The sequence below is a fragment of the Propioniciclava soli genome, assembly GCF_038502305.1.
Classification (GTDB): Bacteria; Actinomycetota; Actinomycetes; order Propionibacteriales; family Propionibacteriaceae; genus Propioniciclava; species Propioniciclava soli.
In genome coordinates, this window is record NZ_CP115965.1 from 1,784,734 (window position 1) to 1,811,665 (window position 26,932).

6 protein-coding genes are annotated in these 26,932 nt (G+C 73.6%); all 6 read left to right on the plus strand.

The window, feature by feature from the left end:
- Positions 1-147 precede the first annotated feature (147 nt).
- On the plus strand, positions 148-1,566 hold the full coding sequence (gene ahcY, locus PCC79_RS08155) for an adenosylhomocysteinase (RefSeq protein WP_342373608.1): 1,419 nt from the start codon (positions 148-150) through the stop codon (positions 1,564-1,566).
- A gap of 131 nt (positions 1,567-1,697) precedes the next feature.
- Positions 1,698-10,568, plus strand: coding sequence for an amino acid adenylation domain-containing protein (locus tag PCC79_RS08160; RefSeq protein WP_342373522.1), 8,871 nt, complete (start codon positions 1,698-1,700; stop codon positions 10,566-10,568).
- Entirely contained in the window at positions 10,565-12,349 is a 1,785-nt protein-coding gene (locus PCC79_RS08165) for a fatty acyl-AMP ligase (RefSeq protein WP_342373523.1), read from the plus strand. The genes PCC79_RS08160 and PCC79_RS08165 overlap by 4 nt, the downstream gene beginning before the upstream one ends.
- On the plus strand, positions 12,346-18,993 hold the full coding sequence (locus tag PCC79_RS08170; RefSeq protein ID WP_342373524.1) for an SDR family NAD(P)-dependent oxidoreductase: 6,648 nt from the start codon (positions 12,346-12,348) through the stop codon (positions 18,991-18,993). Before PCC79_RS08165 ends, PCC79_RS08170 begins: the two co-directional genes overlap by 4 nt.
- Positions 18,990-23,579 (plus strand): type I polyketide synthase, encoded by a 4,590-nt coding sequence (locus PCC79_RS08175; protein ID WP_342373525.1) that lies wholly within the window; start codon positions 18,990-18,992, stop codon positions 23,577-23,579. Before PCC79_RS08170 ends, PCC79_RS08175 begins: the two co-directional genes overlap by 4 nt.
- Entirely contained in the window at positions 23,576-26,929 is a 3,354-nt protein-coding gene (locus PCC79_RS08180; RefSeq protein WP_342373526.1) for an amino acid adenylation domain-containing protein, read from the plus strand. The genes PCC79_RS08175 and PCC79_RS08180 overlap by 4 nt, the downstream gene beginning before the upstream one ends.
- Positions 26,930-26,932 lie beyond the last annotated feature (3 nt).

Sequence of the window (26,932 nt, forward strand, 5' to 3'; positions counted from 1 at the left end):
CGCGCGGGTGCGTCGGGCGCTGCTCCCATGGATGGGTTCCACCACGAAAACACGGCCGACTTCGGTGAGGCTTTCGCCCGTCTATACCCCGGCTTTATCGGGTCCCGGAGGCGTTCCCGCGCCGTTAGCGTCGCCTTCGTGAAGACAATTGATTACCGGGTGGCAGACCTGAACCTCGCCGATTTTGGGCGCAAGGAGATCACGCTGGCCGAGCATGAGATGCCGGGGTTGATGGCGATGCGGGAGCGGTACCGCGACTCTCAGCCGTTGGCCGGTGCGCGGATCGCGGGTTCGTTGCACATGACGGTGCAGACGGCGGTGTTGATCGAGACGTTGGTCGAACTCGGGGCCCAGGTGCGGTGGGCGTCGTGCAACATCTTCTCCACCCAGGATCACGCGGCTGCGGCGATGGTGGTGGGCCGCGACGGAACACCTGAGGAGCCGCGGGGTGTGCCGGTGTTCGCGTGGAAGGGTGAGACGTTGCCGGAGTACTGGTGGTGCACCGAGCAGATCTTGTCGTGGCCCGATGGGGGGCAGCCGAACATGATCCTCGACGATGGCGGGGATGCCACCTTGTACGTCCACAAGGGGGTGGAGTTCACCAAGGCCGGCGAGGTGCCGCAGCCCTCGGCGTCGGATTCGGGGGAGTACAAGGTGATCCTCGAAACGCTACGTGTCTCGGGTCTGGACTTCGTGGCGTTGGCCAACAGCGTGCGCGGCGTCACCGAGGAGACCACCACCGGGGTCCACCGGTTGTATGAGATGGCGCGGGAGCAGGCGTTGTTGTTCCCGGCGATCAACGTCAACGACTCGGTGACCAAGAGCAAGTTCGACAACAAGTACGGGGTGCGGCATTCCCTGATCGATGGCATCAACCGGGGCACCGACGTGCTGATCGGCGGCAAGGTGGCCGTGGTGTGCGGGTACGGCGATGTGGGGAAGGGCAGCGCGGAGTCGCTGGCCGGGCAGGGCGCGCGTGTCATCGTGACCGAGATCGATCCGATCTGCGCGCTGCAGGCCGCCATGGACGGCTACCAGGTCGCCCGCCTGGACGACGTGATCGGGATCGCCGACATCGTGATCACCGCGACGGGCTGTCGGGACGTGGTGAGCGCGGCGCAGATGGCGGCGATGAAGCACAACGCGATCGTGGGCAACATCGGCCACTTCGACAACGAGATCGACATGGCCGGGCTGGAGGCGTGGCCGGGTGTGGAGCGCCGGACGGTCAAGCCGCAGGTGGATCAGTGGGTGTTCACCGATGGGCATGCGGTGATCGTGTTGAGCGAGGGCCGGTTGTTGAACCTGGGCAACGCGACGGGTCATCCCAGCTTCGTGATGAGCAACAGCTTCACCAACCAGGTGCTGGCCCAGATCGAGTTGTACACCAAGCCGCAGGACTACCCCACCGGGGTGTACACGCTGCCCAAGCACCTGGATGAGGAGGTCGCCCGGCTCCACCTGGACGCGCTGGGCGCCCACCTCACCGAGCTGACCGACACCCAGGCCAGCTACCTCGGCGTCGGCGTCGAGGGCCCCTTCAAACCCGAGACCTATCGCTACTAGGCGAACGGCCTGACCAACCGGGCATTGCGTGCTGAGCGACCAAATATAGGCCGCCGATAGTCACCCCGACCAGGGTGAGTGATGCACACCCAGAAGCAGTGCGGACCGACCCACCCCGAAGGAAGAACGCGATGACGGATACGCTCCCCGCCGACCTGGCGGGACTGGACGCCGACGAGCGCCGCGCGCTCCTGGCCCGCACGTTGCGCGCGCGGCGAGGCTCCGTCCCCCGCACCGGCGAACTGTCGTCGTCGCAGGAACGGCTCTGGTTCCTCGACCAGCTGACGCCCGGGAACACGTCGTACAACATCCCCAGCGCCGCCCGCGTGCGCGGCCCGATCGACCTGACCGTCTGGCAGCGCGCCCTTGATCTGGTGGTCGGGCGCCACGATGCCCTGCGCACCGTGTTCGCCTCAGGAGCGCACGGTCCGCGGCAGAGCGTCGACCCCGCCGCACGGATGATGATCCAGGTCATCGACTGCAGCCACATCGACCCGGACGCCAACCCCGAAGCCGTCGGCGTGCTCGCGCAGGCCGAGTTCGCCCAGCCGTTCGATCTGGCGACGGGCCCGCTCATGCGCTTCGTTCTGCTGCGCTTCGCGCCCCAGGACCACCTCCTGCTGTTCACGGTCCACCACATCGTCGCGGACCTGTGGTCCAGCGCGCTGTTCCTCGGCGAGCTGTTCGAGGCCGCCAGGGCGTACACAGCCGGTGTCCGACCCGACCTCGCTCCCGTCCCGGTCCAGTTCATCGACTACGTGCGATGGCTGCGTGCGCGCGAGGCGAACGACGACGGATCGGGGTTGGATCACTGGGTCGCCACGATGGACGGGGCGCCACCGGTGCTCGACCTGCCCACCGACCACCCGCGTCCCCGCATGCTCGGGTTCGGCGGGGGATCGCATCCCATCGAACTGTCCCGGCCGGTCATGGACGCCGTGCGGGCCCTCTCCGGCCGCGTGGGGGTCACGCCGTTCCAGGCGTTGCTCGCCGCCTATGCCGTCTGGCTCGGGCGGGTGGGCCGGACCGACGACGTGGTGCTCGGCGTTCCGGTCGCCAACCGGCTCCATCCCGAGTCCGCGGGCCTGGTGGGCTACCTGGCCAACATGGTGCCGATCCGGGTCGGCATGGCGACCGGGGCGTCCTTCCGGGACGTCCTGGTCACCGCCCGCTCCGCGGTGCTGAACGCGCTCGCGCATCAGGAGGTGCCCTTCGAGCGACTCGTCGAGCGGCTCAGCCCCGAACGGGACGCCTCCCGCTCCCCGCTGGTCCAGGTGTCGTTCGTATTCGAGGACATCGCCATGCCCACGCTGGATCTCCCGGGCGTCGAGGTGACCCCGGTCAGGTTCCCGAGTTCGGCGGCCCGGTTCGACCTTGAACTGCAGCTGTACGACGGCCCCGAGGTCACGGGCACGTTCGAGTTCAACGCGGAGCTCTTCGAGTCGGCCACCATCGCGGGCTGGGCCGCGTCGTTCGAGACGCTCGTGGCCGAGCTGGCCGCCCACCCCGACCACCCCCTCGCCTCCGTGCAGTGGCTGGCGCCGGCCGAGGCGCAGCGTCAGCTCACGGCCTGGAACCCCACCCCCGTTCTCGACGGCCTCGAGGTGGGGCTGCCCACGCTCGTCCGCCGAACCGCGGCGGAGCATCCGGAACGCACGGCCGTGACCGACGCGACGACCCGCCTCACCTACGAGGAACTCGTCGACCGCACCGACCGCTACGTGCGCGGCCTGGCCGCCGCTGGCGTCGCGTCGGGGGACCTCGTCGGGGTGTGCCTCGACCGGACGGCCGCCCTGGTGCCGCTGCTGCTGGCGGTGCTCGAACTGGGGGCGGCCTACGTCCCGCTCGACCCGGAGTTCCCCCCGACGCGGCTGGCGTACATGGTCGAGGACTCTCACCTCCGCGTGGTGATCGTCGACGAGACCACGCGGCGCCTGGACTGGGCCGATGGCGTCCGGCTGGTCGGCATCGACGGGATCGATGTGCCCGGAGATCGGATGGGGACGGTCCCGGTCGATCCGGACAGCGCCGCCTACGTGATCTACACCTCCGGCTCGACGGGCAACCCCAAGGGCGTCGTGGTGCTGCACCGCGGCGTGACGAACTTCCTGCGCTCCATGGTTCAGCGCCCGGGATTGCAGGCCGACGACAACCTGCTCGCGGTGACCACCCTCTCGTTCGACATCTCGGTGCTGGAACTGTTCGCGCCACTGTTGTGCGGCGCCAACGTCGTCCTCGCGGGCGCCCATGACGCCGGGGATCCCCGCGTCCTCGCCGAGACCATGGAGCGCGAGCGCATCACCGTGATGCAGGCGACGCCGTCGACGTGGCGGCTGCTGCTCGAGTCGGGCTGGCGGCGTGAAGGCCTGAAGGCGCTCACCGGCGGCGAGGCGTTGCCGGCGGACCTCGCGGCGGACCTCCTGCGGGCCGGTGCCGAGCTGTGGAACATGTACGGGCCCACCGAGACCACGGTCTGGTCCTCGGTGTGGCGCGTCACACCCGGCCCCATCGCGCTCGGCGACCCGGTGGCGAACACCGATCTCTACGTGCTCGACGATGCTCTGCTGCCCGTGCCGCAGGGGGTGGCCGGCGAGCTGTGGATCGGTGGCCAGGGTCTGGCTGCCGGCTATCTCGATCGGCCCGAGTTGACCGCGGAACGGTTCCGTCCGTCGCCGCACCCGGGCAACGGCGAGCGGATCTACCGAACCGGCGACCTCGTCCGGCGCCGTCACGACGGAGCCCTGGAGTTCCTCGGGCGCATTGATCACCAGGTGAAGCTGCGCGGGCACCGGATCGAGCTGGGCGAGATCGAGGCCAGGCTCGCCGAGGTCGACGGCGTGGGAGCGGCCGTGTCCGTCGTCCGCGAGGACTCCCCGGGACAACAGCAGCTGGTCGCCTACGTCGTGCCCGAGCCGGACGCCCACGAGAGGGGCGTCGTCGAGGGGTGGGCGGAGATCTGGAGTGCGGCCTACACCGGCGACGACGTCACGTCCGAGGACGACTTCTCCGGCTGGACGAGCAGCTACACCGGTGAGCCGCTGCCCGCCGAACAGCTGGCGGCGTGGGCGGACGCCTCCGCCGCGCTCGTGCTGGACGGGCGTCCCGGCTCCGTCCTGGAGATCGGCGTCGGCACCGGCCTCATCCTGGGTCGCGTGGCGCCCCGGGTGGATCGGTACTGGGGGATCGACGTCTCCGCACGCGTGCTGGAGCAGCTCGGACGCCGCGTCACCGGCCTCGGGCTCGATGCGGACGTGCGCCTGTTCGAGTGCCCCGCCGACGGCCTCGCCGACCTCCCCGAGGGCACCTTCGACGCCGTGGTGATCAACTCGGTGGCGCAGTACTTCCCGTCCGGCGACTACCTGGCCCGCGTCGTGGCGGCCGCGTACGACCGCGTCGCCCCGGGAGGCTCCCTCGTGCTCGGCGACCTCCGAAGCCTGCCGCTTCAGCGCGCCTTCCGCCTCGACGTCGAACGCCTCCGCCTCGGCCACAACGCCACGCCGGCCGAGCTGCGGGCGGCACTGGAGAGCGGCGTGGAGAACGACCGGGAGCTGACGGTCGCGCCGTTGTTCATCCAGGAGATCGCCGACTCGCTTCCCGACGTGCGTGACCTGCGCATCACCCCGCGCCGCGGCCTGGACGAGCACGAGATGAACGCCTTCCGCTTCGACGCCGTCCTGCGCCGCGGCGACGGGCCCCCTGCCGCAGCGTCGACGGCCAGAGCGCTTCAGCTGACCTGGCACCGGGGCGCCGAGGCGGAGTTCGCCGCGATGATGCGCGACCCCGACGTGCCGGCCCTGGAGCTCCTGGATGTCCCGAACCGCCGCACCGCTGTGGCCGCGGCCGCCGTGGTGCTTCTCGACGGCGAGCAGCTGGTCTCGGCCGGTGACGGAGAGCACCCCGACGAACTGGTGGCCCGACTGTCGGCCCCCGGCTGGAATGTCTTCGCCGAGTGGTCGGCCCCGGGCCCGCTGGGCGAATTCTCCGTCGTCGCGCAGCGTCGCGGCGCGGAGGTCGACCGTGAGCCCCGGCGCCAACCTGCCGATGCGCCTCGGTTCCGCGACGGCCGCCGCTCCGATCAGGCGCTGGTGGCCACGGTGCGGGCGTCCCTGGCGGAGACACTGCCCGACTACATGGTCCCCAACGCCTTCATGGTCCTGTCGGAGCTGCCGCTGACCCCCAACGGCAAGGTCGACCGACGGGCGCTGCCCGCCGTCGTTCTTCGCGGCCGGGCGCAGGATCACGTGGCCCCGCGCTCGGAGGAGGAACGGCGCCTCGTCGCCCTCTTCTCCGAGGTGCTGAACGCCGAGAGCGTGGGCGTGCTGGACAGCTTCTTCGACCTCGGCGGACATTCGCTTCTCGCCACCCGCCTGGTCGCCAGGATCCGGGATGCGTTCGGCGTCGACCTGCCCGTGCGCGCCGTGTTCGAAGCGCCCACCCCCTCGGGGCTGGCGCGCCGGCTCGCCCGCTCGAGCGAGGGCGGCGGGGCGCGCCCCGTCCCGGTACCGCGGGACGGAGATCTGCCGCTCTCGTTCGCCCAGCAGCGGCTGTGGTTCCTGCACGAACTGGCCGGCCCGTCGGCGACGTACAACATGGTCGCCGCCCTGCGCTACCGCGGAGCCATCTCGGTCGACGCCCTGTTCGCGGCGCTCGGGGACGTCATCGCCCGCCACGAGGTGCTCCGGACCGTCTATCCCGTCCAGGACGGCACGCCCCGGCAGCGCATCCTGCCGGCGGCCGAGGCCGCCCCCGCCGTGCGGGTCGTGGACCAGCCCGAGGCCGACCTCGACGCCGCCGTCACGGCGCTGGCGCGCGAGACGATCGACGTGACCGGCGAGCCCCCGCTGCGGGCGACGGTCCTGCGGATCGGGGAGCGCGATCACGTGCTGGTCCTGGTCGTCCACCACATCGCCTGCGACGGCTGGTCCCTGGCCCCGCTGCAGCGCGACCTCGAGACGGCGTACGAGGCCCGGGTCACCGGGCTCGGCCCCTGGACCGGCGATCCGCTGCCGGTGCAGTACGCCGACTTCAGCGCCTGGCAGCGCGCCCAGGTGGGCGACCGCGATGACGCAGAGTCGCTCGCCGCCCGCGAGATCCGGCACTGGCGCGCCCGCCTGGCAGACCTCCCCGAACGGCTCGAGCTCCCCACCGACCGGCCGCACCCCACCCAGGCGTCCGGCGAGGGCGGCAAGCTCGGGTTCGCGTGGGGCGCGGCGGATCTGCCGGGATTCGACGAGGCGGTCCGTGCGCTGGAGACGACCCCGGCCATCGCCGGGATGACGGGGCTCGGCCTCGCGCTGGACGGCCTGGGAGCCGGCTCCGACATCCCCCTCGGCTTCGCCGTGGCGGGGCGCGACGACGAGCGGCTCGACACCCTGGTGGGCTGCTTCGTCAACACGCTGGTACTCCGACTCGACACCGACCAACCGACGCTGCGACGGGTGTTCGGGATGGCCCGCGCACGCATGGTCGAGGCGCTGGACCACCAGGACCTCCCGTTCGAGATGCTCGTGGACGCCGTCAGCCCGGAGCGGACGCTGAGCCACCACCCTGTCGTGCAGGTGCTGGTCGCCTGGCAGAACTACGAGGACGCCGCCTCACGCATCTCCGACGTCCAGCAGGAGGTGCTGGACGTCGACACCGGATCCTCGCGGATGGACCTGGTGTTCACCATCACCGAGCGGCGCGAAGGCGGTCGCCTGAGCGCCCTGGCCGGCGAGGTCGAGTACAACACCGATGTCTTCGACGCCGCGACGGTGCGGAAGATCGTGGAGACGTGGCGCCGTGTGCTGGTGGCCGCGCTGGCAGCGCCGGACGCCGCACCCTCCGAGCTGCCGCTGATCGACGAGGCGACGCGCGAACGCGTCCTGCACGGGTTCAACCGGGCCTCGGACGGCCGTCCTGGGCTGGTCACCGACCTGTGGGCCGCCACGGTCGCACGGCACGGCTCCCGACCCGCCTTGGAAGGGGCGGACGGGGTGCTCACCTACCGTGAGGCGGACCAGGCCGGCAACCGACTGGCGCGCGTGCTGGCCGCCCACGGCATCGGCTCGGGCGACGCCGTGGCGCTGCTGATGCACCGTTCGGTCGATCTCGTCGTGGCCGAGTTCGCCGTGCTCAAGCTGGGCGCCGCCTTCGTCCCGATGGACGCCGAGGTCCCGGCCGAGCGGCTCGCGGGGATGATCGAGGACGTCGAGGCGTCCCTGACGTTGGCGCACGCCGACCTGGTCGATCGGCTGCCGGCAGCGGGCCCCGTCCTGATCCTGGACGCGCCCCAGACCCGTGGTGAGCTCGAGGCCGCCTCGGACGAGGCGATCACCGACGCCGAGCGTCGGCGCCCCGCCACGGCCGAAGACGCCGCCTACGTGCTCTTCACGTCGGGATCGACGGGGCGGCCCAAGGGCGTCGAGGTCCCGCACCGGGGCCTGGTCAGCCTGGCTCACCACCAGGTGGAGCGGTTCGGCGTGCGGCCGGACTCGCGCGTCCTGCAACTCGCCTCACCGGCGTTCGACAACTCCTGGGCGGAGATCGGAGCGGCGATGGCGGCCGGCGCGACGCTGGTGGTGCCGCCGTCCGACCGGCCCCTCTACGACCTGGACATGGGGGCGTTCCTCGCCGACCGAACCATCACCGAGATCCACCTGTCGCCCAGCATGCTCCGTGCGCTCGGAACACCGCACCTGCCGGCCCTGGAGCGGATCATCGTCGGGGGCGAGGCACTCACCCCCGATGTCGTCGATCGCTGGGGCCGCCACGGACGTCTGTTCAACACCTACGGGCCCACGGAAGCGACGATCACGGCCACGGTGGCGGGCCCGATCGAGGCTCCCGAGGATCACAACAACATCGGTGTCCCTGTGCCGGGGAACACCGCCTATGTCCTCGATCGCCTCGGACGGCCGGTCCCGCCCGGCATCCGCGGGGAGCTGCACCTCGGCGGGGTGGGTCTCGCCCTGGGCTACGTCGGACGCCCCGACCTCACCGAGGCGGCGTTCGTCCCGAACCCCTTCGGCGCAGGGACGCTGTATCGGACCGGTGACCTGGTCTCCTGGACCGACGCGGGGGAGCTGCTCTTCCACGGGCGAGTCGACGACCAGGTGCAGATCAACGGTCAGCGCGTCGAACCGGCCGAGGTCCAGGCCGCGGTCGCCCGATGCCCGGGGATCTCCGGCGCCGCGGTGGCCGTCCTGGACGCGCCGTCCGGGGGTCAGGCTCTGGTCGCCTACGTCGTACCTGCCGGTGGCGACGTCGACGTCGACGACCTGCAGGCCAGGGTTCTTGACGATCTGGCCGTTCGCCTGCCCCGCTACATGCTGCCCGCTGCGGTCGTGGCGCTGCCCGCGATCCCGCTGACCGGCAGCGGCAAGCTCGACCGGCGCGCGCTGCCGAGCCCCGAGGCCTGGACGGGAGGGCGAGGACGCGCCGCCCGCGGAGAGCCGGAGGAGCGCGTCGCGGCCCTGTTCGCCGAAATCCTGGGGCGCGAGAGCGTCCCGGCGGACCGCTCGTTCTTCGAACTCGGCGGCGACAGTCTTGCGGTGGTACGGCTCGTGGCCGCGGCGCAGCGTGACGGCCTGGGCCTCTCCGCCCGGGACGTGCTGCTCGACCAGACCGTCGAGGCGCTCGCCGCGCGGGCGTCCGGGCACGCCGCTCTGGTCATCCCGCGGCGGCCCGCCGCCGCCGACGCGCCCCTGACCCTCGCCCAGGAGAACGGCCTCCACGAGCCCTACCCGCTGGAGGATCCGCAGCACAACATCGTGACGGGCACCCGGCTCACGGGACCGCTCGATCGTGAGCGGCTGCGGACCGCCTTCGATCGCGTGGTCGCGCGTCACGAGGCGCTGCGGACACGGTTCGTCCGGTCGCACGCCGGGGAACTGCGTCAGGTGATCGACCCGGCCGCGGGCTGGCCCTGGCACACGACCGACCTGAGGGCCGCGACCGCGTCGCAGCGGGACGCCGCCGCCGAGGAACTGCTGTGCGCGGAGCTCGCGCGCCCCTTCGACCTGGCGGGGGAGTGGCCGATCCGCGCTCATCTCCTGCGCTTCGGCGACGCCGAGCACGGCCTGGTGATGAACCTGCACCACAGCGTCGTCGATCCGTGGGCGATGGAGCGACTGCAGCGCGAGGTGGAAGAGGTGTACGCGGCGCTCGGGGGGGGCCGTGAGCCGCGCCTGGCCGAGCTGGGCATCCAGTACGCCGACCTGGCGGTCTGGCAGCGCTCCGAAGAACGCTCCCGGGCCGTCGCCGCGAACGAGGCGCACTGGCGCGCGGTCCTCGACGCCCACGACGCGTTGGAGTTCCCCGCACCGGGGGCCGGCGACGGCTCGCCTCGAAGGGTTCACCTCGACGACGGCCTCGTGTCGGCCGCGCGCGCCTTCGCCGCCCGCGAGGGTGGGACCCTCTTCACCACGCTGCTGACCGCCTACGGGATGGCGGTGGCCGGCGTGGCCGAGCGCGACGACCTGATCGTCACCCACCCGGTCGCGGGCCGCGAGCACGCGCAGACGCACCCGCTGGTCGGGTTCTTCGTGCACCTGGTCGGCGTGGGGATGCGGGCGCTGACGACGGCCAGGCCAGTCGCGCTGCACGCCCACGTGGCGGAGGGCGAGCGGCTGGCGCAGGTGCACCAGGAGGCGTCGCTGCGGGCCATCGCCGCCGAAGGTGGGCGGCTCGACTCCCTGCGCGTGGTCTTCAACCTGATCCGCTACGCCGAGCCCGGCCTCGCCCTGGCGGGCGTGGAGGCGACTCCGGTGGCCGCCCCGAACGCGGGGGACCTGCTCATCCCGCACCTGGTCGGGGAGATCACCCCCGAGCAGTTCGACCTCTACCTCATGCTGCACGAGGACGGAGAGGGCGGGGTCGCCGCGCTCTGGATGCGCGACCCCGCCAGCATCGACGACGCCACCCTCGACCGTCTCGTGGACGGCTTCGAGGGTGCCCTGACCCGACTCGTCGGCGCGCCCGCCGAGTCACCCACCCCCCTCGCCCAGGAGATCCGACCGTGAACCACCCTGAGTCGAACCCCGTCCACACGTTCCTCGACAGCGCGCGAGAGCAGTTCCTGACCGATCCGCGGCGGGCGACCTACCGTGCGCTGGGTCCCGACGACCCCGCCGCGCCGCTCGGGATCGGCGTCCAGCACCTTCCCGACGGCGACCTGGACACCCGCGCCAGGGCGCTGGCGGTCCGGCTGCGGACGCGGGCCCGGGTCGGCGATCGGGCCCTCATCCTGTGCGAGCCCGGGCTGGGCTACATCACCGCGTTCTTCGCGTGCCTCTACGCCGGGGTCGTCGCCGTTCCCGCCTACCCACCGGTCGGGGCGACCGCGCACCGCCTGGGGCGGATCGAGGCGGTCAGCCGCGACTGCGCCGCCTCCGTGATGATCGTCGACGACGCCACCGACGCGGAGATGGCCGCCCACGCCGACTCCGGTGCCGCGGCGCTGCCCCGATTCAGCGTCGCGGCGATCGACACCGCCGACGCATCGTCCTGGCGACGCCCCCCGATCGTCGGCGCCGACCTCGCCTTCCTGCAGTACTCCTCGGGGTCCACCGGAACCCCGAAGGGTGTCATGGTCACGCACCGGAACCTGCTGGCCCAGACCGCCGTGGTCAACGACCGCTTCCTCAACGGCGTCGACGAGGCGTGGGAGACCTTCACCTGGCTGCCGCCGTACCACGACATGGGCCTGATCGGCTCCCTGCTGACGTTCGCCGTCAGCCGCTCCTCGGCCACCCTGATGACGCCGATGGCCTTCCTGAAGCGTCCTCTGCGCTGGCTGGAAGCGGTGACCGCGATCCGGGCCCGACTCACCGGTGCGCCCAACTTCGCCCTCGACCTCTGCGTCCGGAAGGCGACTCCCGAGGCGATCGCCCGGCTGGACCTCAGCTCGCTCGACGTGTTGTTCTCCGGTGCCGAGCCAGTCCGGGCCGACACCCTGGAGCGCTTCGCCGAGACGTTCGGCCCCGCCGGCTTCGACCCCGCGGCGCTGCTGCCGTGCTACGGGCTGGCCGAGGGCACCCTGGCCGTGACGGCCAAGCCGCGCCCCGGCCCGTCCCGGACGCTGACGGCGTCCCGCGCCGGGCTGCTCGCGGGCGAATCGCGTGCCCCGGAGTGCGCAGAGGACGAGCGACGGCTCGTGTCGTGCGGGCGCGCGATGGAGGGGCATACGGTGCGCATCGTCGACCCCGCCGAGGGCGCGGAGCTGGCGCCCGGGCTGGTGGGGGAGATTCAGGTGGCCGGCCCGTCGGTCACCGACGGCTACTTCGGGCAGCCGGAACTGACGGCCGAGACCTTCCTCCCAGACGCCGACGGCACCGTGTGGCTGCGCACGGGCGACCTGGGCTACCTGGACGCCGGCGAGCTCGTCGTGGTGGGGCGGCGCAAGGATCTGCTGATCGTGAACGGCCGCAACCACCACCCCCACGACCTGGAGGACGCGATCGTCGCGTCGCACCCCGGGGTGCGCCCAGGGGGCGTCGCCGCCTTCGCGCTCGAGGAGAGCGAGGACGTGGGCCTGGTCGTGGAGGTCGAGGGCCGTATCACCGACGAGGACGCCTCCGCGATCGATCGCGGCATCCGCGAGGTGCTGGGTGGCGAACACGGCGTCGCCCCCGCCGAGCTCGTCCTGGTGCGGCCGGGCACGGTGCCCAAGACGTCCAGCGGCAAGGTTCAGCGGAGCGCCTGCCGTGCGGCGCTGTCGCAGGGTCTGCTCGACGGGCGGATCCGCTGGCGCTTCGGCGGACGCTCGCCCCGCCCCGAACTCGCCGGGGCGGTGCGGTCATGAAGCCCGTCACCTCCGTCGCGCTGACGACGCTGCTGCAGGAGATGGTCGCCGCCCGGACGCCGCTGCCGTGCGCCGAGGTCGCCACCGACGCGCCCCTGACGTCGTTCGGGCTCGGATCGGTCGACCTGGTCGGCATGGTTGGCGAGCTGGAGTCGACGCTCGGCCGCCCCGTCGACGCGAACGTCGTGTGGCGCCACCCGACGATCGCGGCCCTCGCGGAGCATCTGGCGGGCGACGTCGCGGCTCCGGAGGCGCCGAGGCGAGTCGCCGAGGCGACGGTCGACCCGGTCGGCCCGGCGACCCGCGTGCCCGTCGCTCTGGTCGGCATCGGCTGCCGCCTCCCGGGCGGGGTGAGCGATGCGGCCGGCCTGTGGCGCGCATTGACCGAGGGCACTGACGCCGTGGGCTCCGTGCCTCCCTCACGGTGGGACGGGGCGGCGCTGCGCGGGGATCCTCGGCTCTCCGGAGCCCTGCTGACCGACCAGGGGGGCTTCGTGGCGGACGCCGACCGGTTCGACCACGCGTTCTTCGGCATCTCGGGGCGGGAGGCCGCGCGCATGGACCCGCAGCAGCGGCTCCTGGTCGAAGTCGCCTGGCACGCCCTGCAGGACGCCGGCGTCCGGGTCGCCTCCCTGGCCGGCACGTCGAGCGCCGTCGTCATGGGCCTGTCCAACGCCGACTTCCCGCGCAGCGCGCCGCGGCAGGACGCGGACGCCCACACCGCCACCGGGTCGGCGGGCGCCGTGGCGGCCAATCGGCTGTCGTACCTGTGGGACCTGCACGGGCCCAGCCTCACACTCGACACCGCCTGTTCGTCGTCGCTCGTCGCGATCCATCAGGCCGCCGAGCTGGTTGCGAGCGGGGCTGTGCCGGTCGCGCTCGCAGGCGGGGTCAACCTCCTGCTGGAACCCGATGTCAACGCCGCCTTCACGAAGATGGACGTGCTCTCCCCGGGGGGTCGCTGCCGGCCCTTCGCCGCGGACGCCGACGGCATCGTCCGCTCCGAGGGCGCGGTGGTCGTCGTGCTCAAGCCGCTGCCGGCGGCGCTGGCCGAGGGCGATCGGATCTACTGCGTCGTACGGGGCGGGGCCGTCAACTCCGACGGCCGCACGAACGGCCTGACGGCCCCCAACCCCGACGCGCAGGAGGAGGTGCTGCGCGCCGCCTACCGCCATGCCGGCGTCGACCCGCGCACCGTCGGCTACGTGGAGGCACACGGCACCGGCACGCTGCTCGGCGACCCCATCGAGGCGTCCGCGCTCGGTGCCGTGCTCGGCTCCGCGCACCAGCCCGTCGCGATCGGATCCGCCAAGTCCAACTTCGGACACACCGAGGCCTGCGCCGGCGCCGTCGGGGTCGCCAAGGCGGCCCTCATGCTGCACCACCGCCGCTTCGTGCCGACCGTGCACCTGCGCCGGCCCAACCCGCGCATCGACTTCGCGGCGCTCGGGCTGCGCCTGGCCGATACGGCGGCCTGGGACGCCGCGTCGCCCCGCGTGGCCGGGGTCAGCGGGTTCGGCTTCGGCGGGACGAACGCGCACCTGGTGCTGGAGGAGGCTCCGACGCCCGAGCGCGCCGTGCCGACCGCGCCGGGGCCCGTCGCCCTGCTGGTCTCCGGCCGGGACGAAGCCGGCCTGTCCGCCGCCGCGTCCGGACTCGCCGAAGCGGTCGCCGCGGCCGGCCCGGACGACCTGGCGGCCTTCGCGGCCGCGACCGGCACCCGCCGGGACCGCCACGAGCACTGGGCCGCCGTGTGCGGGGACACCGCGGACGAACTCGCGGCCACCCTGCGTGCCGTCGCCGACGGCACCGCGACCCCTCGGGCGGCCCGCGGGGCCGAAGGGGCGGCGCGGCGCGGTGACCCGATCATGGTGTTCGCCGGCCAAGGCTCGGCGTACTGGCCCGTTCCCGGCGACGTCCTCGCCGCGGAGCCGATGGCTGCCCTGCTCGGGCGCGCACAATCCCACCTGGAGCAACTATGGGACGGTGACGGCGCTGCCCCCTCCCTCCCCGACCTCTTGAGCGCCCCCGCCGACGATCACCGGCTCAGCGATCCCGCGATCGGTCAGGTGGCCTTCGCCGCCTACCAGATGGGCCTGTTCGAACTGTGGCGCGCCTGGGGGCTCCGACCGGCGGCGGTCGTGGGCCACAGTCTGGGAGAGGTGGCGGCAGCGTACGCGGCCGGGGCGCTGGATCTCGGCCAGGCGGTCGAGGTGGCGCTGCGGCGCGGCCGCGCGATCGCTCCCGAGTTGGGCAGGGGCGCGATGTGCGTGGTCGGGCTGACGCCCGAGGCCACCGCCGCGGCGCTGAGCGTCACCGGCGAGGAGGAGCTGTGGTTCGCGGGGGCCAACGGCCCCACGACGTCCATCGTGAGCGGGACGCCGGCGGCGGTCGCGCGGCTGGTGACCCGGCTCGAGGACGAGGGGGAGTTCGTCCGTCGCATCATCGCGGACGCCTCCTACGGCTCCCACTGCCCGCTGATGGCCGCGGCCGCCGGACGGCTCGCCGCCTCCCTCGCCGGCCTGCGGCCGCACCCCACCACGCTGCCCCTCCGGTCGACCGTCACCGCGGAGACCGTCGAGGGCGAGGCGCTGGACGCCGCCTACTGGGCCCGCAATCTCGCCTCGCCCGTCGCTTTCGACCGCGCCGTGGAGGCGCTCCTCGACGACGGTGCGGACTGCTTCCTCGAGGTCGCGGCGCGCCCCGGCCTGGGCCTCGCGATCCGTGAACGGCTCGAGGCGTCCGGGCGGACCGGCACCAGCCACTCCACGCTGCCGAAGGAGCCCCCGGGCCTGGCCGGCGTGCTGCTCACCGCCGGCGAACTGCACGCGTCCGGCGTCCGGCTGGACTGGGCAGCGGTCCACGGCGGTTCCCGCCGCCACCGCGACCTGCCCCTGCAGCGGTTCGCCGACACCCGCCACCCCCTGCACGGGGCGGGGACGGGGGCCGCGCCGGTCACGGGCCATCCGCTCCTGCGCGGCGGCATCACCCCGGCCGACCGCCCGCACCAGCGGCTGTGGTCCGCCCGGCTGGACGCCGCGGCGTCGTCCTGGCTCCTGGACCACCGGGTCGGTGGCGCCGCCGTGGTGCCCGGGGCACTGTGGCTCGAGACTCTGGCCGGCGCCGCCCGACGGCTCCTCGGTGACATGGCCGTCCTCGAGCGGGTCCGACTGCTGCGGCCCGTGCCCGTGGAGGCCGGCGCCGACGACGGAGACACCGTCCAGGTGTGCGTGAGCCGCACCGGCGGCGAGCTGGAGCTGACGCTGCACGCCCGGATCGGTGAGGAGTGGGTGTGCGCCGTCAGCGCGTCGGCGCGCACCGCCGCCCTGGACGCCGACTCCGACGCCCTGCTGAGCGGCCGGTCACGGTGCCGCGAGGATGTCGCCGTCCCCGCCCTGTACACGAGGCTCGCGGACGCGGGCCTCGAGTACAGCGAGGCGTTCCGCGGGCTGAAGGAGGCCTGGAGCGGTGCCGGGGAGGCGGTCGTCCGGCTGCGGGCCGTGCCCGAGCTGGTCGCCGATCCCGCTTCCTACCTGCTCCACCCCGTCGTCCTGGACGCCGCCCTGCAATCCGTCGCCGTGGCCCTGTCGAGCGCCGATCGTGGGCCGCTGGTCCCGGCGGCGTTCGGCCACGTCCGCCTCACCGGCGGCCCGGCCGCGTGGGCTCGGGCGGTGATCGAGGACGACGCCTGCGACGGGGTCACCGCTCGCCTCGAACTGTTCGACGAGGACGGCCGGACCACGGGTATCCTCGCCGGAGCGAGGTTCGTGTCACCCTCGGGGGCTGCGGCCGGCCTGGAGGGCAGCGTGCTGCGGCTCGCGTGGGAGCCGCCCGCCGAGCTGCCGCACCGCACGGGACTGCACGGCGTCTGGCTGCACGTCCACGCGGGCGCCCCGGACGCCGAGGCTCTCGCGGAGGTGCTCGCCGCGGCCGGGGCGACCGTGAGATCGCACGACACGCGCTCCGGCACCGATCTGGCCGACTCGCTCTCCTGCCGCCCCGCCGGGATCCTGCACACCGTCGGCCTGGGAGCCGCTCCCGGTGTGGCACCGGCGACCGACGCGGTGGTCGCCAGCCTCCTCGGGCTGGCCCAGGGGGTCGCCCGCGCCGGGTGCGAGCCGCAGCGGACCGTGGTGTGCACCCGCGGCGTCCACGGCCCGGGGAGCGCCGAGACCTCCGTCGCGGGAGGAGCGGCCTGGGGGTTCACCCGCGTGGCCTCGCTCGAGGTGCCGGCCCTGCGCCCCGTGCTGCTGGACCTCGGGGACGCCGGGCCACGTGCGGGAGCCGACCTGCTCGTCCGCGTCGCGGGCGCCGACACGGGCCGGCACGCGGAGTGGCTCGCGACCGCCGATGGCCCGCGCGTGGCACGCCTGCTTCCCCTCGAGGTCGGCGACCCGCTGCCGTGGCCCGGCGGCGAGCACGCCTCGGCGATGGGGAACCGCACGATCCTGGCCGAGCATCCGGGCATCCTCGACTCGCTGTGCCAGGTCGCGGGCGCCCGGATGGCCCCCGCGCCCGATGAGGTCGAGATCGAGGTGGCCGCCGCCGGGCTCAACTTCAACGACGTCCTCAAGGCCCTCGACACCTGCCCCGGCGTCGCGCCAGGGGTGAGCCCCCTGGGTGCGGAGTGCTCCGGCACCGTGACGCGGGTGGGCGCCGCCGTCACCCACGTGCGCCCCGGGGACACCGTCATGGCCGTCGCCCGCAGCGCAATGAGCGCGTTCGTGACCGCGCCCGGCAGCCACGTCGCCCCGCTGCCCGGCGCCGTGGACGTCGTCGCGGCAGGCGGCGTCCCCATCGTCTTCCTCACCGCCGTCTACGGCCTGGAACACCTGGCGCGGATCCGGCCCGGCGAGACCGTGCTGATCCACTCCGCGACCGGAGGTGTGGGAGCCGCGGCGCTCCAGGTGGCGGCCAGGCGCGGTGCCCGCGTCCTCGTCACCGCCGGGTCGCCCGAGAAGCGAGCCGAGTTGGAGGCGCAGGGGCTGGGGCCGGTGATGGACAGCCGATCGCTGGACTTCGTCGATCAGGTCCGCGAGCACACGGGCGGCCGGGGCGTCGACGTCGTGGTGAACTTCCTCACCGGCCCCGCGCTGCTGGGCGGGCTCTCGCTCCTCGCACCGGGCGGCCGCTTCATCGAGATCGGCAAGCAGGACATCTACGCCGATACTTCGATCGGGCTGGGGCGGTTGCGCGGCAACCGGTCGTTCCTCGGCCTCGACCTGGAACAGGTCATCTCCGACGATCCCGAGCTCCTGAGCGAGCTCCTCACCGACGTGGTGGACGGCCTGGCCGCGGGGGACTTCACCCCGCCGAGGACGGAGGTGTACGGCTTCTCCGCCGCCCAGGAGGCGTTCGGGCGAATGGCCCGCGCCGAGCATCGCGGCAAGATCGTCCTCGTTCCCGACGCCGCCGCTGAGCCCGTGCTGCGACATGGCCCGAGCGGACGCCGCGGCGCGCGCCTGATCACCGGCGGCCTGGGCGCGCTGGGGCTGCGGACGGCGGCGATGCTCGTCCAGGCCGGCGCCCGCCACCTGGTGCTCGCCGGGCGCAGCGCCCCCGGGGGCGCCGCCGCGGCCGCCATCGACGGCTGGCGCGAGGACGGCGTCCGGGTCGACGTGGAGCGCCTCGACGTCTCCGATTCCGACGCGGTGAGCGCCTGGCTCGCGACCCTCGACGCGCCGCTCGTGGGCGTCTATCACGCCGCAGGCGTCCTCGACGACGGCGCGGTCGCCGGCCTGGACGCGGAGCGGTGCGATCGCGTTCTGGCGCCCAAGGTCGCGGGGGCCTGGCACCTGCACGAGGCGACCAGGGGGATGCCCGTGGGGGAGTTCGTCCTGTTCTCCTCGGCGGCGGGGCTGCTGGGCTCACCCGGTCAGGCCAACTACGCGGCCGCGAACACCGCGCTCGACGCGCTGGCCCACCACCGGGCCGCGCTCGGGCTGCCGTGCCTCAGCGTGCAGTGGGGGCCGTGGCTCGAGGCGGGCCTGGCCGCGGGCCCGGACGGGGGCGCGTCAGCGCTGTCGGCGATGGGCGTGCGGGGTATCCGCCCCGAGCAGGGCGTCGCCATGCTGGGAAGGCTGGGCGACTCCGGCCTGACCCAGGCCTGCGTCCTGCCGGTCGACCCGGCGGCGCTGGCCGCCGGCGCCGACACCGGGATGCTTCCGCCGCTGCTGGCCACCCTGGCCGGCCCGGCCGCGCGTCCCGTCGCCGCAACGGGGTTGCGTGAGGAATGGGAGGCGCTTCCGATCGGCCGGCCGCGCCGACGCGCCGTCCAGCGCCACCTGTGCGAGCAGATCGGCCTGGTGCTCCGCCGGGATCCGGACAGCGTCGTCACGTCGCGGCCGCTGTCGGGGATGGGCTTCGACTCGCTGATGTCGCTGGAGCTGCGGCGACGTCTGGAACGGACCTCCGGCGTCGAGCTTCCCGCCACCCTGGTGTGGCGACACCCCACGGTGGACGCCCTCACCCCGGTCTTCGCCGAGCTGGTCGGCGTTCCCCTGACCGTCCCCGACGCCGACGCGCACGCGCAGCCGGCGCCTCCCACCGCCGACGTGGTCGTCGAGGACGACCTGGACCTCATGACGAACGAGGAGCTCGAGGCGCTCCTTCGCAGCACGATTGAAGAGGAGTCATCCCGATGACCGCAGATCAGCAGACCCGGACGCCGGCGCCCAGCGACACCCTCAAGCAGGCCTACCGCACGATCCGGTCTCTCCAAGCGCAGGTGGCCGAACTGCGGCGCCCCGCCGCGGCCGAGCCGATCGCGGTGGTCGGCATGGGATGCCGGTTCCCGGGCGCGGAAGGCACCGACGCCTACTGGCAGCGGCTCCGCGACGGTGTCGATGCCGTCTCCGAAATCCCCAGGCGGCGCTTCGACGTCGCGCCGTACTACGACCCCGAGCGCGGAGCGCCGGGCAAGACCCGCACCCGTTGGGGCGGGTTCCTGGATGATCTCGACTCCTTCGACCACGCCTTCTTCGGGATCTCCCGCCGCGAGGCGGAGGCGATGGATCCCCAGCAGCGGATCGCCCTGGAAACCGCCTGGCTGGCGTTGGAGGACGCCCAACTCCCCGCTGACGTGCTGGCCGGTTCCCGTGCCGGCGTCTACGTGGGCGTGTCGAGTTCCGACTTCGCCACCGAGGGCTCCCGCAACCCCGCCGACATCACGGCCTACTCCAGCAGCGGGACCGCACACAGCGTCGTGGCGGGCCGGATCAGCTACGTGCTGAATCTGCAGGGTCCGGCGCTGGCCATCGACACCGCCTGCTCGTCGTCGCTGGTCGCCATCCATCAGGCCTGCCAGGCGCTGCGCGCCGGCGAGTGCGACGTCGCTCTGGGCGGGGGCGTCAACGTCGTCATGTCGCCGCTGCCGTCCATCGCCTTCTCCGCCTTCGGGATGATGTCGGGCGACGGGCGGGCCCGCGCGTTCGACGAGCTCGGCGACGGATGCGTGCGCGGTGAGGGGGCGGGCATCGTGGTGCTCAAGCGACTGTCCGACGCACGCCGCGACGGCGATGCCGTGCTCGCCCTGGTGGTGGGCAACGCGGTGAACCAGGACGGCCGCTCCGCCGGCTTCACCGCCCCGAGCGCCGCCTCGCAGGCGGCGTGCATCCGCGAGGCGCTCCAGCGTGGCGGCGTCCGGCCCGGCGATGTCCAGTTCGTCGAGTGCCACGGCACCGGTACGCCCCTGGGCGACCCCATCGAGGTGGAGGCGCTGGCCTCGGTCTACGGGGACCGGGCCGAACGCTGCTTCCTCGGCTCGGCCAAGACGACCATCAGCCACCTCGAGGCGGCCGCCGGTGTGGCGGGCTTCATCAAGGCCGTCCTCGCGCTGCAGCACCGCGTCGTGCCGCCGAACCTGCACTTCGATCGCCTCAACCCGCACATCTCCTTCGAGGGGACCTCCTTCGCCGTGCCCACCTCGCCGCAGCCGTGGCCCGAGGTCGACGGTCCCCGGCACGCCGCGGTCAGCGCGTTCGGCTTCAGCGGCACCAACGCCCACGTCGTTCTGGCGGAGGCGCCCCCCGTCGACGCTCCCGTGCAGGACGGGGCGGGCGACTCGGACGGCGCGGGCGTGCTGGTCATCTCCGCCCGCAGCCGCTCGGCTCTGGAGGGGCTCGCCGGCCGCTACCGCGACATCCTCGACGATCCGGAGACCCGCTTCCGGCCGCTCGCCCGCGCTTCGGCGACGGGACGCAGCCATCTGAGCCACCGGCTGGCCGTCCTGGCCGACGATCGAGCCTCCGCGCTCGATCACCTGGAGCGACACCTGGAGGGCTGGCCCACCGAGCAGGTCTTCGCCGGCGTCGCCAAGGAGCGGCCGGTGGCCTTCGTGTACTCCGGCCAGGGCGCCGAGTTCGCCGGGATGGCGCGCGACCTGCACCGCGACGAGCCGGCGTTCGCCTCGGCGCTCGACGAGTGCGCCGGCCTGCTGGAGCCGCACCTGCGGCGTCCGCTCTACGAGGTGCTGTGGCCGGACGACCCCGCCGACGCGCCGCTGGTGCACTCGATGACGTACGCGCAGCCGGGCCTCTTCGCGGTGGAGTACGCGCTGACGAGGCTGCTGGAGAGCTGGGGGATCCGGCCCGACCTGGTGCTGGGGCACAGCATCGGCGAACTGTGCGCCGCCACGGTGGCGGGGGTGTTCCCGCTGGAGCGCGCGCTGCCGTTCGTGGCCCTGCGCGGGCGCCTGCTCGACCGCGTCATCGGCGGCGGGATGGGTGCCATCGGTGCGCCCCTGGACGAGGTCCTGGCCGTCCTGGAAGGCTTCGGGAGCGTCTCGGTCGCCGCGCGCAACAGCCCGGGCTCGGTCACCGTCTCGGGCGCCGCCGACGGGGTGGCCGCCGTGTGCGCCCTGTTCGCCGAGCGCGGCGTCCGCACCAAGGTGCTCCCGGTCACCACCGCTTCCCACTCCGCGCTGGTCGCCCCGCTGATGGGCGAACTCGTCGCGGCGGCTCGCTCCCTGGAGCCTCGGACGCCCACCCTGCCGCTGGTGTCCAACGTCACCGGCGCGCCGTTCTCGTGGCTCACTCCGATCGCACCGGAGTACTGGGGTGAGCACCTGCGGCGGCCCGTCCAGTTCGAGGCGGGCATCCGGACGGCCCGCGACCTCGGATTCTCGACCTTCGTGGAGATCGGGCCTGCCCCGCGACTCTCCGCCGCGATCGTGGAGACCTTCGAGGACGAAGAACTCACGGTGATCCCGACGCTGCGGAAGGGGCAGCCCGACCGGGAGGCCGTCCTCGCGAGCGCCGCCCGGCTCCACGTGGCCGGGACTCCGGTGAACTGGGCCGCCGTTCAGGGACCCCGCCGCGCCGACGCGCCCCGGCTCCCGGCCTACCCGTTCGACACGACCCCGTGCCCGGTCGTCGTTCAGCGCGGCGAGCGCAGCTTCGGGCCGGCGGGCGCCCCCACGGCGCCCCAGGTCGTGCACACCGTGGCGTGGGAGCCGCTCGGCGGACGCCTTGACCCCGCGTCCGCGGGGCCGTTCCTCGTGGCGGGCACCGACGCCGACGCCATCGTCGCCGCTCTGGGCGCCGGCGCCGAGCCGGTCGAACCGGCGCGGCTCCCCGCAGCGCTGGCCGCCGCCGAGGACGGCACCGTGCTGCTGTGGCTCCTCGACGCCGTCGAGCCGGAGCCGTCCGGCGAGGCCATCTTGGAGGAGACCGTCGCCGCCACCGGACAGGCTGCCGCCCTGCTTCGCGCCGTCGCGGCGGCCGACGGCCGCGTGACGACCTGGTTCGTGACGCGCGGGGCTGTCCAGCCGGGGACGGGCGACATGCCTGGACTGGCCGGGGTGGCGCAGGCCGGTGTCTGGGGCATGGCACGCGCGATGGAGCAGGAGTTGGCCACGGGCTGGGGAGGCATCCTCGATCTCGACCCGGACGCCGACCCGGCGCCGCAGCTCACCCGAGCCCGCGACACCGGCCTGTTCCAGGCGGGCGAGACCCAGCTGGCGCTTCGCGACCAGCCGCTCGTGCCGAGGCTCGTCGCCGACCCCGTGGCCGACGGTGCACTGCCGCTGCGGCCAGACGCCGCCTACCTCGTGACCGGCGCCTTCGGCGGGCTCGGCGCCCACACCTGCGATTGGCTGGTCGGGCAGGGGGCACGGCACCTGATCCTGGCGGCCCGTTCCCCGCTGCCTCCCCGCGCACGCTGGACGGAGCACCACGACGTCGGGACTGCCGCGCGGATCGCGCAGGTGCGCCGCCTGGAGGCCGCCGGGGCGTCGGTGCACGTCGCCACGCTCGATGTCGCGGACGCCGCCTCCCTGGCGGGGTGGCTCAGCACCTACGACAGCGAGCAGCGCCCGCCCGTGCGGGGTGTCGTCCACGCGGCCGGCGCGGGTGGCATGGTTCCGCTGGCCGAGGTGTCGCTGGAGGTTCTGGACGCCCACGCCCGCGCCAAGGTGGCCGGCGCCTTCAACGTCGCGACGGCCGTCCCCACCGAACAGCTCGACTTCGTCGTCCTCTACTCGTCCCTGGCCTCGGTGCTGAGTGCGCCCTTCACGTCGCCCTACGCGGCCGCCAACGCCGCGTTGGACGGACTGGCGGCCGCGCTACGGGGACGCGGCGTCCCGGCGCACGCCGTCAACTGGGGCCTGTGGGACGATGTCGGCCTTGCCGGCGAGCGCGACACCGCCAGCCGGGGCCGCGGCGTCCGGCCCCTGCAGCCCGACCGGGCCCTCGCCGCGCTCCCTGCGGTGCTCGGGGCCGGGTTGGGTCAGGCCACCGTCGTCGACATCGCCTGGGACGAGTGGGCGCCCGCCTACCGCTCGGCGACCGGCTCGCGGATCCTCGATCTGCTCGCCGACGGTCGGGAGCGGACCGGTGGCCGCGACGTGCTGCCGACGCCCGAGGAGGTACTGGCGCTGCCGGAGACCGAACGCGAGGCGCTCGTGTGCGACCGCATGCTGCGCGCCATCGCCCAGACCCTCGGCGCCAACGCGGCCATGACCGCCGACAGTTCGCTGTTCGACCTCGGCATGGACTCACTCATGGCGGTCGAACTCCGCAACCGCCTCGAGCGTCGGCTCGGCGTCCGCGTCCCCGTGTCGACCTTCCTGAGCGGCGACTCGGTCGCCGCACTGGCCGCTGAGGTGGTCGCGTCGCTGACGGCACCATCCGAGCAGCACGAGATCATCGTCGCCGACGACGTCGAGGGGGACGACGCCATCGCACGGATCCTGGCGCAGGCGGCCGGAACGACGGTGGGGGTGACGGCATGACCGCGCTGCAGGGCCTGGAGGGCGCCTGGCTCCAGCTGGGCGAGGCGCAGCGCGAGGCCGTGCTGGCCCAGCTGGCCGACCAGGGCCTGGGCCGGTCGGAGGCGATGGTCTCGCCGGGGCAGGCCTCCATGCTGTTCCTGGAGCAGCTGCGACCCGGCAACCCGGGGTACCGGGTCGCCGCGGTGATGCGCGTTCACGGGCCGCTGGACCCCGACGTGCTGCGGGCCGCCCTCGACCGCGTGGTCGCCCGCCACGACGTGTTGCGCAGCAGCTTCCGGCACGCAGGCGGCACGCTCACCCAGGTGGTGGAGCGCTTCGCCAGCGCCCGGCTGCGGGAGCACGACCTGAGCGGTGCGACGGCGTCGGAGGTGGAGGAGTACGTGGCGGAGCTGACCGCGCTGCCGCTGCCGGTCGACGAGCCGCCGCTGTGGCGCATGCACCTCGTGCGCACCGCGCCCGCCGAGGCGCTGCTGGTTCTGCATCTCCACCACCTGATCTGCGATGGCTGGTCGATCGGGCTGCTGGTGAGTGAGATCGGTCGGGCCTACCGCGCGCTGCTGAGCGGCACGGAGCCGGAGCTGCCCGAACTGAGCATCCAATACGGCGATTACGCCGCCTGGCAGCGCCGCCGCCTGGACGCCTCCGTGCCGGCCGACCCGGCGCGCGCCTGGTGGCAGGACCACCTCGCCGGCATGCCGGCCGCGCTCGCGCTGCCCACCGATCGCCCCCGACCGGCGGTGCAGAGCTTCATCGGCGGCGCCGAAGGCTTCTCGCTCGACGCCGCCACGATGGTGAGCGTGACGCGCTGCGCCCGCGCGCACGGCGTCACGGCGTTCATGGTGTTGCTGACCGCGTTCCAGGTGCTGCTCTCCCGGTTCAGCGGCCAGACGAAGGTGGTCGTCGGCGTCCCGGACGCCGGTCGTCGCCGCGCCGAGGTCGAGCCGCTGATCGGCTTCTTCGTCAACATGCTCCCGATCGCCGCGGATCTGGGCGACGCCCCCAGCTTCGTCACCGCGTTGGCGCGCACGGCTGCCGCCTGCAAGGGGGCGTACGCCAACGCCGAGGTGCCGTTCGAGACGATCGTCGAGGACGCCCACGTGGACCGCGACCTCAGCCGGCCACCGTTGTTCCAGGCCGCCTTCTCCTACCAGTCCGAGCCGTCCGCAGGCATCGACCTGGGCCCCGGCGTCGCGGCCGAGCGGGTGGCGCGCCCGGCGAACGGGGCCCGCTTCGACCTCGAGATCCAGTCCTTCGCCACGGAGGCCGGCCTGTCGGGCTGGTTCGAATACGACGCGGCCCTGTTCGACGGGCCGTCGGTCGCCCGCCTGGCCCGCGCGTTCGAGTCACTGGTCTGGGGGCTCGTGGCCGACCCGAGCCGTCCGATCGACCGGCAGCCGCTCATGTCCGCGTCCGAGCGGGACCGCGTCATCGCCCTGGCGGGCGGCCCGCGCGTCGCGTGGCCGGCGGCCGGGCTGATCCCCGAACTGCTGGACGCCGCCGCCGCGGCGCGGCCCGACGAACCGGCACTCCGCGACGGGGAGCGTCTCCTGGACCACGCGGGTCTGGCCGCGCTGCGTCACCGCCTGGCGCGGCTGTTGGGGGAACGCGGTCTCGGCCGCGGCTCCGTGGTGGCCGTCGCGCTGGAGCGCTCGCTCGAACTCGTCGTCAGCCTGCAGGCGGTGATGGCCGCCGGAGCCGCCTACCTGCCCGTCGACCTCGACGCCCCGGCTGAACGGCTCAGGGACGTGCTCGCCGATGCCGACCTCCTGATCTCGACGGCGGACGTCGCCCATCGCCTGGGCGACGGCGAGAGCCTCGCCGCGTGCCCGGAGTGGCTGTGGGATCGGGACGGCGCCGAGATCGACGGCTTCGACAGCGCGGCGCCCGACGTGGAGATCCTCCCCGACGACCTCGCCTACGTGATCTACACCAGCGGCTCCACCGGGCGTCCCAAGGGAGTGGCCAACACCCATCGCGGGCTCCGGAACCGACTGCTGTGGATGCAGGACGCCTACCCCATCGGCCCCGGCGATCGGATCGCCCAGAAGACCCCGTACACCTTCGACGTGTCGGTGTGGGAGTTCTTCTGGCCCACCCTGGCCGGAGCCGCCCTCGTCATGCTTCCGCCCGGGGACCACCGCGACCCGGCGGCGGTGGCACGGCTCGTCCGCGACGCCGCCATCACCACGATGCACTTCGTTCCGTCGATGCTCCGGCTCCACCTCGCCCAGGGCGAGGCGGCGCAGGCCACCGCGCTGCGGCGGGTGATCTGCAGCGGAGAGGCGCTGCCCCGCGAGCTGGTGCAACAGTTCCACGCAGTCTTCCCCGGGGAGCGCGTGGCCCTTGAGAACCTGTACGGCCCCACCGAGGCGGCCATCGACGTCACGGCCTGGCCGTGCCGCGCCGGCGAGGACGGGCCGGTCCCCATCGGACGTCCGATCGCCAACACGAGCGTGCACGTCCTGGACGCGCACCGCGAGCCGGTTCCACTCGGGGTCGTGGGGGAGCTCTACCTGGGGGGTGACAACGTGGCGGCCGGCTACGTGGGGCGTCCGGACCTCACCGCGGAGCGATTCGTGCCCGACCCCTTCGAGCCGGGCGGACGCCTCTACCGCACCGGGGACCTGGGCCGGCTCGTCGACGACGGCGGTCCGGTCGCAGTCGTGGAGTACCTGGGCCGTGCCGACCGGCAGGTCAAGCTGCGCGGCCTGCGCGTCGAGCTGGGTGAGATCGAGGCGGTGCTCGTGACGCATCCCACGGTGGCGGGCGCGGTGGTCTCCGCGCGGACGTTCGGCACCGGCGACGTGCGCCTGGTGGGCTACGTCCAGCCCGCGCCGGGCGCCGAGGTGGATGGCGCCGAACTGGGGTCGCACCTGAGGCGCTACGTGCCCGACTACATGGTGCCGGGGATCTGGCTGTCCGTCGCAGGCTTCCCGCTGTCGGCCAACGGCAAGTGCGACGAATCGAAGCTGCCGCAGCCGGACGTGACGCCCACGCAGCGGACCGTCGTGGCGCCGCGGGACGACCTCGAGCGCCTCATCACCGGCGTGTGGGCCGAGACACTCGGCATCGAGCAGGTGGGCGTCGACGACGCTTTCTTCGACCTCGGCGGCCACTCGCTGCTGCTCATCCAGGTGCGCGAGCGCCTCGGCGAACTGCTGGGACGCGAGCTCAGCATGGTGGAGCTTTTCCAGCATCCGACCCCCGCCGCTCTCGCGGCCCATCTGCGGGGGACCAGCACGAACTCGGCGGCGACGGCCGGTCGTGGCCGGGCGGATCAGCGCCTGCGCGCGCGGTCCGGGCAGCGCCGGGCCGACCTACGGCGCACACAGCATCGACAGGAAGGGTGACAG

Excerpts from the sequence above, each read along its gene's own strand:
- PCC79_RS08160 (WP_342373522.1), top strand. The coding sequence starts at position 1,698 with ATGACGGATACGCTCCCCGCCGACCTGGCGGGACTGGACGCCGACGAG.
- PCC79_RS08170 (WP_342373524.1), top strand. The coding sequence starts at position 12,346 with ATGAAGCCCGTCACCTCCGTCGCGCTGACGACGCTGCTGCAGGAGATG.
- PCC79_RS08175 (WP_342373525.1), top strand. The coding sequence starts at position 18,990 with ATGACCGCAGATCAGCAGACCCGGACGCCGGCGCCCAGCGACACCCTC.
- PCC79_RS08180 (WP_342373526.1), top strand. The coding sequence starts at position 23,576 with ATGACCGCGCTGCAGGGCCTGGAGGGCGCCTGGCTCCAGCTGGGCGAG.